9 protein-coding genes and 1 CRISPR repeat array (1 of these 10 running past the window's edge) are annotated in these 12928 nt (G+C 69.7%); of the genes, 6 read left to right on the forward strand and 3 right to left on the reverse strand.

All coding sequences use genetic code 11. From position 1 onward, the window contains the following. Window positions 1–308: direct repeats of the CRISPR family, unit length 29 nt; unit sequence GGGATCATCCCCGCGGGTGCGGGGAGCAC; it begins 86 nt to the left of the window's first position. Window positions 309–1207: 899 nt separating this feature from the next. Continuing rightward, the gene (locus tag ACSNOH_RS05045) at window positions 1208–2308 is read left to right on the forward strand and encodes an FAD-dependent oxidoreductase (RefSeq protein WP_436719967.1); all 1101 of its coding nucleotides are present in this window, start codon (window positions 1208–1210) and stop codon (window positions 2306–2308) included. 76 nt (window positions 2309–2384) lie between these two features. Here the strand turns inward: ACSNOH_RS05045 and ACSNOH_RS05050 are convergent, their stop codons facing one another. Both ACSNOH_RS05050 and ACSNOH_RS05055 read right to left on the reverse strand, forming a co-directional pair. Beyond that, window positions 2385–2993 carry a TetR/AcrR family transcriptional regulator gene (locus ACSNOH_RS05050; RefSeq protein ID WP_436719959.1) on the reverse strand — a complete coding sequence of 203 codons (609 nt, stop codon included), beginning with the start codon at window positions 2991–2993 and terminating at the stop codon, window positions 2385–2387. Between the two features lie 207 nt (window positions 2994–3200). Next, on the reverse strand, window positions 3201–4400 hold the full coding sequence (locus ACSNOH_RS05055; RefSeq protein ID WP_436719960.1) for a Cmx/CmrA family chloramphenicol efflux MFS transporter: 1200 nt from the start codon (window positions 4398–4400) through the stop codon (window positions 3201–3203). A gap of 663 nt (window positions 4401–5063) precedes the next feature. Here ACSNOH_RS05055 and ACSNOH_RS05060 point away from each other — a divergent pair. The 3 genes from ACSNOH_RS05060 to ACSNOH_RS05070 all read left to right on the forward strand — a co-directional run bounded on the left by ACSNOH_RS05060 (window position 5064) and on the right by ACSNOH_RS05070 (window position 8897). Further along, window positions 5064–6902 (forward strand): ricin-type beta-trefoil lectin domain protein, encoded by a 1839-nt coding sequence (locus ACSNOH_RS05060; RefSeq protein WP_436719961.1) that lies wholly within the window; start codon window positions 5064–5066, stop codon window positions 6900–6902. A 116-nt stretch (window positions 6903–7018) separates the two neighbouring features. Next, complete coding sequence (locus tag ACSNOH_RS05065; protein ID WP_436719962.1) at window positions 7019–7810, forward strand: phytanoyl-CoA dioxygenase family protein; 792 nt, start codon at window positions 7019–7021, stop codon at window positions 7808–7810. A gap of 247 nt (window positions 7811–8057) precedes the next feature. Then, window positions 8058–8897 carry an isocitrate lyase/PEP mutase family protein gene (locus ACSNOH_RS05070; protein WP_436719963.1) on the forward strand — a complete coding sequence of 280 codons (840 nt, stop codon included), beginning with the start codon at window positions 8058–8060 and terminating at the stop codon, window positions 8895–8897. Here the strand turns inward: ACSNOH_RS05070 and ACSNOH_RS05075 are convergent. Next, window positions 8878–9888, reverse strand: a complete 1011-nt coding sequence (locus ACSNOH_RS05075) for a LuxR C-terminal-related transcriptional regulator (RefSeq protein WP_436719964.1) — start codon at window positions 9886–9888, stop codon at window positions 8878–8880. The genes ACSNOH_RS05070 and ACSNOH_RS05075 overlap by 20 nt on opposite strands. 617 nt (window positions 9889–10505) lie before the next feature. On the opposite strand from ACSNOH_RS05075, the gene ACSNOH_RS05080 reads away from it, so the two are divergent. Together ACSNOH_RS05080 and ACSNOH_RS05085 are read left to right on the forward strand one after the other, a co-directional pair. Next, window positions 10506–11642: a ThiF family adenylyltransferase gene (locus ACSNOH_RS05080; RefSeq protein WP_436719965.1), complete on the forward strand. Its 1137-nt coding sequence runs from the start codon at window positions 10506–10508 to the stop codon at window positions 11640–11642. Between the two features lies 1 nt (window position 11643). Next, entirely contained in the window at window positions 11644–12894 is a 1251-nt protein-coding gene (locus tag ACSNOH_RS05085) for an MFS transporter (RefSeq protein WP_436719966.1), read from the forward strand. Window positions 12895–12928 lie beyond the last annotated feature (34 nt).

Genomic DNA, 12928 nt, shown 5'->3' on the forward strand with positions numbered 1-12928 from the left:
GCACAAGGATCCTTGCGGGCCTGGGGCCCGGCGCGGGGATCATCCCCGCGGGTGCGGGGAGCACCCCGTCGGATGCCGCAGCACGTGGCCGAGCTCGGGATCATCCCCGCGGGTGCGGGGAGCACGCCGAGTTCCTTCTTTTCCCACTCGGTTTGCGGGGATCATCCCCGCGGGTGCGGGGAGCACGGCCTCGCCGAAGCCGCCATGCACATTGCCTGGGGATCATCCCCGCGGGTGCGGGGAGCACGCCTGATCGATCGCTCCGGCGGGGCCGATCCCGGGATCATCCCCGCGGGTGCGGGGAGCACACTTACCGACCTGGGTCTTTGTCTCGGGGAGTCAGCCGTTTTCTTCACTTGTCGAAAGTGCGGCAAACCACATCTTCTCGACAAAGACACTATTTCCCACACCCCCTAGCCTCGCCTCCCCTCACTGCAGATCGCCCCCTCCCCTCTAAGCTCACCACCCCCGTCAGCCAGCGTCAGGGGCATCGGGGCAACACTCACTCCGGCGGGTTTGCGACGGTGCAATGGCGGCTTGATGTCGCTGCTTTCGCTCTCCAGCAGCTCTTAGCCACACAAGCATCAAGCATTCTCGCAAGCACGCCACGGCGTCGGGGGCCGAGGAGCAGCGCCCCGGGCGGGAGGCTGGAGCAGCGGGATGGATCCGTTCGGCGGAGACTACTGGCAGCAGGCGCTCCGGCGCCGGGCGACCGCAGCGGATGTGGCCGCTGACTACCGTCTTCCCGTGGAACTTTGTGATTCGCAGCAGGCTGCCATGAACCAGGCTCTGGGCACGGTCCTGTCCGCCCACCGCTTCTGGATTGAAGACGGCCTACTGGGCGAGGCCCCGCTCATCCTCAGCCGGACCCGGCCCGGCCGAGGCACCCATACGGCGCTGCCTTGTCCAAGTCGAGCGGAAAGGGCGATCGGATGAGCGCCGAGGCGCGACTGCAGCACCACGGCGTCGCCGGCCCGGGTGGGGTGCAGATGAGGCATCCGGGTTCGTCATTTTCCAGGCCTTGGGGTGTCTACGAGACAGGCTGGTGGGCGTCGGCGGCACGGCTCGCAGATGGAGGGGGCCGTGTTCGTCGCCAGCGAAGACTAGGGCGGGGCTTAGCAGCACCTGGCACGGTGTGGGCATGCATACGACATCGCATGGACTGCCTGCCCCGTCTCCGCACGCCGGCGCGCCTCAGCGCATCGCCGTGGTCGGGAGCGGGCCTGCCGGACTTACCTTCGCTCGCGTCCTGCATCGTCATGGCTACGCCGTCGCCGTCTTCGAACGCGACCCCTCCCCCGATGCCCGGCCTCCGGGCGGCACGCTGGACCTGCACGAAGGGCTGGGCCAGCTCGCGCTGGAGAAGGCGGGGCTGCTGGCCGAGTTCCAGGCGCTGGCTCGCCCGGAGGGGCAGGCCATGTGCATCCTGGACACGGACGGGACCGTCCTGCGCGACTGGCGGCCCGGTCCCGATGACCTGGCCAATCCCGAGATCGACCGTGGGCAGCTGCGTGACCTGCTGCTCGGCCCTCTCGACGTCCAGTGGGGGCGGGACGTGACGCAGGTGGTGCCGGGGACCCGGGAGGGCGCACTGGTCCACTTCGCGGACGGGCGACAGGAGGCGTTCGACCTCGTGATAGGCGCGGACGGCGCCTGGTCCCGGGTCCGTCCGGCGGTCTCGTCCGTGACGCCGCACTACACCGGCGTCACCTTGGTCGAGACCTCCCTCGACGACGTCGACACCCGCCATCCTGACCTCGCCCGGTTGATCGGCGACGGTTCCCTGGCTGTGTACGGCGTGAACCGAGCTCTCGTCGCCCAGCGCAACAGCGGCGGCCACGTCAAGGTCAACGCCCAGTTCCGCGCGCCCCTGGACTGGCACGCGAATGTGGACCTGTCCGATGCCGAGGCCGTGCGATCGAGCCTGCTGGCTCTGTACGACGGCTGGGCCGCCCCCGTCCTCGACCTCCTCCACCAGGGCGCCACGTTCATTCACCGCCCCCTCTACGTCCTGCCCGTGTCCCACACCTGGGCCCACGTCTCCGGGGTGACGCTCCTGGGCGACGCCGCCCATCTGATGCCGCCCTTGGGGGCGGGCGCGAACCTCGCGATGCTCGAAGGCGCCGAACTCGCCGAGTCCATCGCCACCGCCCCTGGAGATCTGGATGAGGCCCTCCGCGCCTTCGAGGAACGGATGTGGGCACGGGCCGCTGGGTGGGCGCAGATCACGGCGGACGGCCTGGAACGCCTTGTCAGCCCCGACCCTGCCGAAGCCCTCGTCCTCTTCGACCAAGTCCAGCCCTCCTGACTGCCCGGCATCCGAGCACCGGCGGCGACAGCCCGCCACGGCACTCGGGCCGGGTCCCGTGCCGAGGAGCGGAGATTCAGCGCGGCCGCAGCGAGTCGAGGGTGGCCAGCGCGGTCGCGAACAGCAGGTCCCGCTGTTCGTGGACGCGCGCCAGGACCCGCAGCCCGTAGTACGAACTCAGAATCTGACGGGCGAGGGTGCGGGCATCAGTGCCGGTACGGATCTCCCCGGCGGCCTGACCCTCGGCGACGAGCGTGTGGATCGCGTCCTCGACGCGGTCGAAGGTGCGCCGCACGACCTTCCGTACGTCCGGGTCCAGCGCCGCGGCCTCGATCGCCGCACTGATCGCGAAGCAGCCACGCGGCCCGTCCGTACCACCGGCCCCGTCCGCGGCAACATCGGCGTCGATGGCGTGCGTCATCAGCGCGCGCAGCCGCTCCTGACCGGTCCCGGGCCCGGTCAGGAGGAGTTCGACTTGCTCGGTGGTGGCGGTGTCGTAGTAGCGCTCCAGGGCGCGCAGATACAGCTGCCGCTTGCCGCCGAAGGTGTTGTAGAGGCTGGACGGTCCGAGCCCGGTGCTCTCGGACAGGTCGCGGGTGGAGGTCCCCTCGTAGCCCTGGCGCCAGAAGGTTTCCATGGCCGCGCTGATGACGCGGTCCTCGTCGAACTGCCGTGGCCTGGCCATGCGCCCACCCTAGACGTTTTGTAACAGCCGTACAAAATACCTGACGGGTGGACGGGCGGATGGGTGGACGAGTGTCGGCTCGGCGCGCACCGCCTCGTACAGCGACTGCGACTGCGACTGGTGCTCGATGTCCGTTCACCAGCAGCCGCTCCATGACGGCGTCAGCGTGCACCATGCCCTGCCCGGCGAAGTCGCCGGCCCCGGCGGTCAGACCACGGCCCGAGTGCCGGGCTCAAGGGACCCGGCCGGCGCGGAAGCGTTCCGTCGCATGCGTACGGCCGCGAGTACGCCCGCGAATCCGGCGGCGGCGAGGCCGGCACCGACCCAGGCGACGGAGGTGAACCCGAGGCCGGCGTCGATCGCGAGGCCGCCGAGGAGCGGAGCCACGGTGTTGCCGACGTTGAAGGCGGCGGTGTTGGTCGCGCCGACGAGGGTGGGGGCATCGGGCGCGAGCGCGAAGACCCGCGACTGCAGCGCCGGGTTGGTGACGTACCCGGCGATGCCGAGCAGGAACACTAGAGCGGTGACGGCGATCGCGCTGTGCGCGGCAAGGGCGAGGAGCACGGAGACCGCGGCCAGCGCACCGAGCCCCCAGCCGAGGGTCGCGAGCGGACGGCTGTGCGCAGTGCGCCCGCCGATGACGAGACCGAGCAGACCGCCGGCGCCGAACAGGGCCAGCAACCCGGGCACCCACTGCTCGCCGATGCCGGTGACGTCGGTCAGCAGCGGCGCGAGGTAGCTGAAGGTCACGATGACCGCGCCGAAGGTGAAGGCGGTGATGGCGTACGAGAGCCAGAGCTGCGGCCGGGCCATGCCGCGCAGCTCCGCCCGCACCGAGCGGGGCGCGTCACCGGGCGTGCAGTGATCCGCTCGGACGGCGATGAGGGTGCAGACGAGACTGGCCACGGTCGCCACGGCCACGGCCCAGAAGGCGGCGCGCCAACTGGCGTGCTGGCTCAGGACAGTACCTGCCGGGACACCGACGATGGTGGCGAGAGTGAGACCGCCCGCGACGACGGCGACGGCCCGGCTCTTGGCGCTCTCGGGTACGAGCGTGACGGCGGTGGCGACGGCGACGCCCCAGAACCCGGCGTAGGCAAGGGCGCTGACGATGCGGGTCGCGAAGAGGAAGTGGTAGCCGGGAGCGAGTGCGCCCGCGATGTGCGCGGCCACGAACACGGCCTGGAGCCCGACGAGGGCGGTGCGGCGGGGCAGGTTGAGGGTGGCGACGGCGAGCAGGGGCGCGCCGACGACCATGCCGATGGCGAAGGCCGAGATGAGCAGCCCGGCTTGAGGAATCGAAACCCCGAGGTCAGCGGCCATCCCGGGAAGCAGGCCCGAGAGCATGAACTCGGAGGTGCCTTGAGTGAAGATGCCGAGCCCCAGCACGTAGACGGCGAGTGGCATGGTTCCCCTCCATTTTGTATCGAGCGCTTCAAAATGAGGGTGGCGATGGCCAGCCGCACCCCCGGATGGGACGTTAGCACGTTTTGGATCACTCGCTTCAAAATGTGACGGACGGCTCCCCCGCCGCCGCCCGCAGCGCACCAGTGCACGAACCAAGCCCTCCCCCTGCGGCATTTCCGCGCACCTCGGACCTCGCCCGGATACGGACAAGATTGGCTCGCCGCGCGAAGACCCGGCCCGGGGCGGGAAGTCGCCAGGTCCGGTCGCCTTGCCGGGACGAGCCGAGGATGCGGCACCGGGCTTGCCATGCCGGGCAGCGCCGATTTCGTACGCACGTTCTCACTGGCCAGCCGTCTGACGACCGCTACGAGCCGGAGCGCGCCGGGAGGGCCGGATATCGATCAGGACGTGGACCGCACGCGGCCGGGCTCCGTTTTACTCGGTTCGGCGGGCCGGCCACTGCTTGATCGGCGGCCCGCGCACCACCCGTACGACAGCGGACGGGGCCATCACCGGCCCGTCTGCTGCCGGCACACAGCTCGATACCGCCACGGGTGCCCCGAGGCGGTGGCAGCCCCCGGATCACCGCCCCCGGGGCCGACGGGAGAGGCTGGATCATTGAGAGGACATCACCATCCGAGGACGCCACGACGACCCCGGCGGTTGATCACCACCGTAGTCGCAGTCCTGACCGGACTGGCGGCGCTGGCCACGGACGTGACGCTGACCGCCCCGGCCGCGCAAGCGGTGAACAGCGACGGCAGTTCGCCGTTCGCCACGTACAACATGCACGGCTCCGACAACGGACAGGCCTGGCGGTCGGAGATCGAGCCACTGGCCGCGAACCACGCGGTGGTGGCGTTGCAGGAGGTCGGCGCCGGGCCACCCATGCCGGCGGACGAAACCCGGGAGAACTTCCGGCACATCCGGCTCACTCCGAACCGCGACCCCCAGCCCAGTTCCGTCACGTTCGTCGCCTGGCCTCTGGGCAACAACGTCACCCGCTACGTGTACTACCTGCAGTCCGACCCTCGCCGGGTCGGCGTTACGGACCAGGACACCTGGAACGGCGGGCAGATGAACCTGGCGACGGTCACCGATTCCCGGGCCGATGAGGTCCGCGTCCTCGACAACCCGAGCTACGACCCCGACCCGAACGCCCCGAACAACCGTTACCGGGCACGCCCCTTGCTCGGCCTGCGGTTCGGGAACACCTGGTACTGGAACATGCACGCTCGCGGTGAGGACGTGAACCGGCAGGGCAACCGCCCCGGGTTGCTCGACCAGGTCCGCGACTTCGCGGCCAGGGACCGCCGCAACTGGGTCCTGGTCGGGGACTTCAACGTCAACATTTTCAACCGCACTGACGACGACGCCCGCAACCAGTCGCTGCATCTGCGCGCCGACGAGACCCTGCTGCGCACCCGTCAGCCGACGTTCATCAACGGCGACCGCCCGAGCGAGCTTGACTACGCGATCACACGCGGCGTGCCGGGAGGGTTCACCGCGATCCGCCCCGGGGGCGCCGGCTCCGACCACGTGCCCGTGTCCTTCACCCGCACGCCCCCACCGGCCCGGGCGCCGGTCCGCTCCCATGCCTACAGCACCGTGCTGGCCGCACCGAACGGCCGTCTGCTGCAGGAAAACCCGGACCGCTCGATCGCGGTCGGCAATGCCCGCTATGACAGCAACCAGACCTTCCAGATGTACACCACCGCCGCGCTGACCCACTACATCCAGAACGTCGGCACAGGTGACTGCATCAGCATCGCGCCGGACGCCCGCCGGGATGTGTCCTCCCGGATCGTCGCCGGCAAGTGTGACGACCCGCGCGCGCAGTGGACGCTCAGCCACCTCGAGGACGACCCGGGATGGAACGAGGACAACGGCGGGCCGCAGCGCTGGCAGAACGTGGCCGCCCCCGGGCTCTGCCTGACCCCGTCCGGCACGACGGTGACTGCGGCACCGTGCACCGAGAGCCCCGCCCAGCGCTGGTGGGACAGCCCCACCGCCGTCCCCGCGAAGTGGCAGACGACCACGGAGAACGTACGGATCGAATCCTCGTTCCTCGGTGGCCGGCTGTGGCGGGCCGGCAAGGTCTCCGGGACCGAGGTCGCCACCAGGCCCACACCGCCCAGGTGGTGGTGGATCTTCTGGCTGGCCTACGAGCGGCAGTACTACGGCTGGAACATCCAGCGGGTCGGCCAGGACGACAACCTGGTCCGGATCCAGAGCGTGAACGGCGACAACTGGTGCCTGGGCAGCCGGGATGAGCATGCCACCACGCAAACGGATGCCGTGCTGCAGGTGTGTGACGACGCCCGCGGGGTCGCCGGGGCCGGGCAGCGCTGGCTGGCGGAGTCCTACGCGGACGGGACCATCCGGTACCGCAACGAGGCGAACCATCTGTGCCTGCTGGCCCCCGACGCCAACCAGGGCAAGGTCACCCTCTACAAGTGCCAGGACATCGCGGCCGAGCGCTGGAGCGTGGTGAAGCCCTGAACCACGCCGGGCCGCCCGGACGCTCGCACCATGGTCCGTCCGGGCGGCCCGTACCCGACAGATGCGGTACGGAAAATGCCGGGTGGCCGGGACCGGTGCCGCCGCACGATGGGGGCATGGATGACACGACCTTGGTATCCCGCTTCCTCCGCGACGGCTTCGTGAAGCTGGAGGGCGCCGTCGCGCCGCGCGTGGCCGCGGACTGCGCACGGCTGCTGTGGCGAGAGACGGGCTGCGACCCGGACGATCCGGCGACGTGGACGCAGCCCGTGCACTGGGTGCCCGGCATGGCGCAGGGGCCGTTCGCAGCCGCACCCAACTCTCCGGCCCTGCATCGCGCGTACGACCTGCTCGTCGGCGCGGGACGCTGGGAGCCGCGCTACTCACTGGGCACGTTCCCGTTGCGCTTCCCGCACGAGGAGGAGCCGGACGACGCGGGCTGGCACATCGAGGGAAGCTATCTGCCGGAGGGCGAGAGCTGGTACTTCACCAATCTGCGCTCCCGGGGCCGGGCGTTGCTGATGCTGTTCCTGTTCAGCGAGGTCGGTGCGGAGGACGCCCCGACCCGGATCCGGGTCGGCTCACATCTCGACGTGCCGCAGGTGCTGGAGAAGTACGGGGAGGACGGAGCGAGCGGGCTGACCCTTGCGCCCGATGTGGTGGCGGCGTCCGACCACCGGCCGCTCGCGCTCGCCACCGGTTCCCCGGGCGACGTCTTCCTTTGCCATCCCTTCCTGGTGCACGCGGCGCAACCGCACCACGGGCTGCGACCGCGCTTCATGGCCCAGCCGCCGCTGATGCCGGCCGCGCCGTACGAACTGGAGCGGGCCGACGGCGCGTACTCACCCGTGGAGATCGCGATCCGTCGAGGCCTGGGGCGGCCCACCCCGGTCATGAGCTTGCGCTGACCCGCGCCTCACTCCCCTACCCGACCTCCACCCCCACCCCCAGCTCCCGTAGACCTGGATCGCGCCGGCCTATCGCAGCGCGAAGCGAGCGCTCCCCCCCGCCCGCGTCCGGTCACCACCGACAGACGGCGCGCAACCGGGACGCGGTGCTGCAGTCCTCCGGCGACGTGCCCCAGGCGGCAGCCGGGATCTACGGGGCCCCGGACAGGGGCTGGGAGGAACGGGATGCGTCTGGTCTCATGCCCCTATGACCTCTATGACCTCACCATCGCAACGAGACAAAGCCCTCGCCTTCCGCCTGGCGCACGACGCTGCCGCGCCGCTGGTCCTCGTCAACGTTTGGGACGTGGCCAGCGCGCGTGTCGCCGTAGCGGCCGGGGCCCCGGCGGTGGCCACGACGAGTGCCGGCATCTCCTGGAGCCGGGGACGCGCCGACGGCGACGGCATGCCCCGCGCGATCGCGCTGGACGCGATCGCGTGCATGGTTCGTGCGGTCGGCGTGCCGGTGAGCGCCGACATCGAGTCGGGGTACGGCGCGGGGCCGGCGGAGGTGGCCGACACCGTTGCCGCCGTCATTGCCGCCGGGGCCGTCGGGGTCAACATCGAGGACGGGGTGGAGGGGAGTGCCTCGCTGCGCCCCGTCTCCGAGCAGGTGGAGCGCATCGCCGCCGCGCGTGCGGCGGCGGACGCGACCGGCGTGCCGCTCTACATCAACGCGCGCACCGACGCCTACTGGCTGTCGGTGGGGGAACCGGCCGGGCGGCTGGAGGAGTCTCTGGCCCGGGCCGAGGCATATCTCGCGGCCGGAGCGGACGGCGTGTTCGTGCCACGGGTGCGGGACGCCGGGACCATCGCGGCCCTGACCTCCGCGATTCCGGCACCTGTGAACGTCCTCGCCGGCCCGGGAGGGCTCGGTGTCCGCGAGCTCTCGCGGCTCGGCGTCGCCCGCGTTTCGCTCGGCTCCTCGCTGGCTGCCGCCGCCTATGCGGTCGTCCGGCGCGCGGTGGGCGAGGTGGTGGACGGCGGGACGTTCGGGGAGCTAGAGGGCGGCATCGGCTATCAGGAATTCAACGCGTTGATGCGCTGACGTCGATGCGCTGAGAGGGATGCCCGTCCGGTGGCATCCCGTTCAGCAGACCCTGCCGGCCGATCAGGAAACCGGCATGCAGGCGATTGCGGGCGCCCAGCCGCTGCATGATCTCTGATATGTGCCGCTGGCAGGTGCGATGGGACACTCCGAGGCGTTTGGCGATGACGGTCACCTCAAGGCCCTCCACGAGAAGCCGCATAATCGTCAGCTTCATCCCCTCCGAGGCGTCCATGACCTGCTGCCGGTCATACCGGACGGGGAAGGGCCGGCTCTCCGCCCATGCCCTCTCGTAGGCGCCGACCGCGAAGTCGATGATGTCGGAGTCCCGGACGACGAGAGCGCCGCGGGGATTGTCGTGCAGGGACATGATGGCGGCGGTTCTGTCGAACACGATGAGCCGCATAAAGCCGTCGCTGACCGTACGCACCTCCGCGCCGAGTTCCGTGAGGTGCCGTACGTATTGCGTGGTTTCCTGGCTGAACTGAGCGGACTGCTGGTAAAGCGTGCGCATGCGGACGCCCCGGCGCAGGACGTTCTCCGTGCGCTCGAGCGAATCCTCCAGCTGTTCCTCCGGTCTCGGCCCCCCGGGCTGCGAGGTGAGGATCTCAGCACGGGCCCGGGCCGCGAGTTCCGTGATGGCCCGGCGTACCGCTTCCAGGCTCGTCAGCCGCTCGGCCAGAACAGCCGCTCCATGGGCCTCGCCGCCGGCGGTGTAGGCGGCATCGTAGGAGGCGATCAGGGAGGTGAGGTGGCCCACCCTCTGCTGTTCCTCGACGAGGGTACGCAGGGCAGGGCCGCACGTCCGTGCGATCGCGGTGACCGGGGCCACCGCGTGCAACCGGTTCTCGTCCGCCGGATCCCGTTCCAGGAGGCCGAGGTTCAGCAGGTGCTCCGCCACGGCTGCGAAGTCCTCGGGCGGCAGCCCCAGACCGCCGCGCAACTCGTCCCAGGTGGAACCGGGAGCGGACAGCGCTGCGGAATAGAGCATTCGGGTCTTCTCCTCGCCTCTCGACGCAGGATGAGGCACGCCACTCGTTGACTTCCGCACGATTTGACCCCTCCTAAAGATGCCAAGGCTGCAACAGGAGCCCCTGACACGAAACGCCGGGTGGAATGTTCGTGCAAGAGTGATGTACGCGCCAGCTGACCGACCGGATCGTCCTGTGGGGGGACTGGGTGATCATGATCAGACGCGTCTCGTGGCCCTGCGCGCCGACCCTGCTCCTGGGAGGCGACGCGGCCGCGGCAGACCCTGAGCGGCCGTTCGATCTCGGCTGGGGATAGCGGAATCGTCCTGCGACGACTGCGATTCCACACGGCTTCCGCCCCTCTGTGTCAGGGCGGGAATCCCAGTGTCATCAAGTGGAAAGGAGTGATTCGCATGTCCGTCGAGCTGAAGACCCTGAAGACCAGCATGGCCGGCCTCGCCTCCGAGGGCTGAACCACGCGCTGAACCAGTAGTCCGTCGCCGGCGAGCGCTCCAATCGCCCGCCGGCCACGGCAGGGGAAGCCCTCGGCACCTGGTCCGCGGCTCCCCTCCGCAGGGCAGCACCCATGGGTGCTGCCCTGCGGAGATCCAGACGTCAAGCATCCCATAGGAGCCGCATGTCCATCGACAAGGGCGTCCTGCCTCTCCTGAAGCACACCAACCCTGTCTACGGCACCGGTGAGCGCGTTCTCATCAACGGCTTCGGCGAAGTCACGACGATCAGCGATCCGACCGGCGTTATACGCCGGCTGCTCTCGCTGCTGGACGGCAGCCGCTCGGTCGAGGAGATCCACCACGACCTTTCAGCGGACTTTCCCGAGGTGACGCCGGAACAGGTCACGGAGGTGCTGGAGCAGTTCGACGCGGCCGGGTTCCTCATCAACGCGGGCGTCTCGCCCGAGGGGATTCTCGACGACTACGAACTCCAGCGCTGGGAACGCAACATCAACTTCTTCGGTTCGTACGCGAGACTCGGCGACAACAAGTACGAGATGCAGAGCAGGCTGCGCGACTGCCGCGTCTCCCTGCTGGGTCTGGGAGGCCTGGGGTCGCACCTCCTGCTCGACATGGCCGCGCTGGGCATCGGCAACGTCCGCGCGGTCGAATTCGACCGCGTCGAGCTGTCGAACCTCAACCGGCAGATCCTTTACCGCGAGTCGGACATCGGCCGGCCCAAACTGGAGCGGGCGGTCGAGCGAGTGCAGGAGTTCAACTCGCGGATCACCATCGAGGCGGTCGAGCGGAAGCTCTCTTCCGTACAGGACGTGGTCGAGGCGATCTCGGGCACCGACGTCGTCATCTGTGTCGCGGACCGCCCCAAGGTGGAGATCGTCAGCTGGGTGAACGAGGCGTGCGTCAGGACCGGGATTCCGCTGACCACAGGCGGCCTCGACACCCAGCGCGCCGTCTACTACACCATCGTCCCCGGCGAGACCGGCTGTGTGCAGTGCTGGCGGCGCCAGGTCTCCACCACGGACGAGCTCTCCCACGGCCTGCTGACGGAGAAGACCGAACGGCGCATCGGCGGTGACAACGCGGCATTCGGCCCTCTCGTCACCATGACGACCGGCTTCCTCCTCGGGGAGCTGGCCCGCCTGGTCACCGGCATCGCGCCGCCCGTGGCCGCCGGGCGGCTGATGGAACTGCGCTTCGGGGACTATGCGATGCGGGAAGCCGAGCGCTGGACCCGGTCGGAGGACTGCACGGTGTGCGGCGCGCCCGTCCCCGCCGATGCCGTCGCACCGGTCGGCTGACATGGGAAAGCGCTACTACCTGCTCCTGTGCGCCTACCTGACCTCGTCCTTGGGCAACTGGGTGTACCGGATCACCCTGCCGCTGCTCGTACTGCACCAGACCGGGTCGGCGCTGAGCACCAGTCTCGTCTACGTCGTCGAGTACGTTCCCTTCCTGCTCTTCTCCCTTCCCGGCGGCGTCTGGGCGGACCGCTGGAACCGGCGCCGCATCCTCATCAGCGGCGATCTCAGCGCGGCCGCCATCGCGGCCGCGCTGGCCGTTCTCGTCATATCCGGTGTCGACCGGCTGTGGCCGATCCTCGTGCTCGCCCTGCTGCTGGGATGCGTGGAGCCCGTGTACCACCCGGCGTTCCAGAGTTTCCTTCCGGACATCACCGCGAAGGAGAACCTCGCCCGGGCCAACGGCTGGCTGCAGTCCGGCGACAACATCATGGGGATGCTCGGTCCCGTCGTGGCCGGTGGCGCCATCGCGCTGTTCGGCTACGAAGCCACCGTCACCTTCAACGCCGTGTCGTTCTTCGTCTCGGCGGGAGCGATCCTGCTGATGGGCGACGTCGCCTCGCCCCGTCCCGCGAACGCAGCGAAGACGTCCTTCCGCAAGGACATCGGCGAGGCCGGGCGCTACATCTTCAAGAAGAACCGGCTCCTGCTGGCCGGGTCACTGCTGTTCACCGGCACCAACTTCGCCACCTGGATCATCCAGGCGAACTTCGTCTTCTACCTCACCAGTTACCGGCACTTCTCCCCGTCCGTACTGGGTGCGGTCGTCGCCTCGCAAGGCGTGGGAGCCGTCCTCGGAGCGGCAGTCGCCGGCCGCCTGAACAAGCGCTTCCCCGCCGGTGGCATCATCATCGCCACGACGGCCGTCGCCGGATGTGCGACCCTCGCGCTGCTCCCGCTGCGCCATCCCGTCCTCATCGGAGCGGCATGGGGCCTGCTCTTCGCCTGCGCGTCGGTCAACATGGTGTCCTGGTTCACCCTGCGCCAGAAGATCGTCCCGGCCCGGTTGCTGGGCCGCGTCGTGGCGACCACGCGGATGCTCGCCTTCGCCTCCATCCCGCTCGCCGCACTCGTCGGTGGTGCCATAGAGAACTCCCTGCACGACATCTACGTGATCATCGTGGTGAGTGGTGTGGTCCGGCTGTGCCTCGCGGGATTCGCGTGGTTCAGCCCCATGAGGAACGGCAATCCCGCACCCGCCCGGTCCGGAGAGGGGCTCAGTCCCTCTCCGCCGGCGGAACAGGCGTCGTGAGCGCGGAGCGCCCGGGCCCCGGCATCGCCGGGGC

The sequence above is a fragment of the Streptomyces sp. URMC 127 genome (assembly GCF_051386535.1).
Lineage (GTDB): Bacteria > Actinomycetota > Actinomycetes > Streptomycetales > Streptomycetaceae > Streptomyces.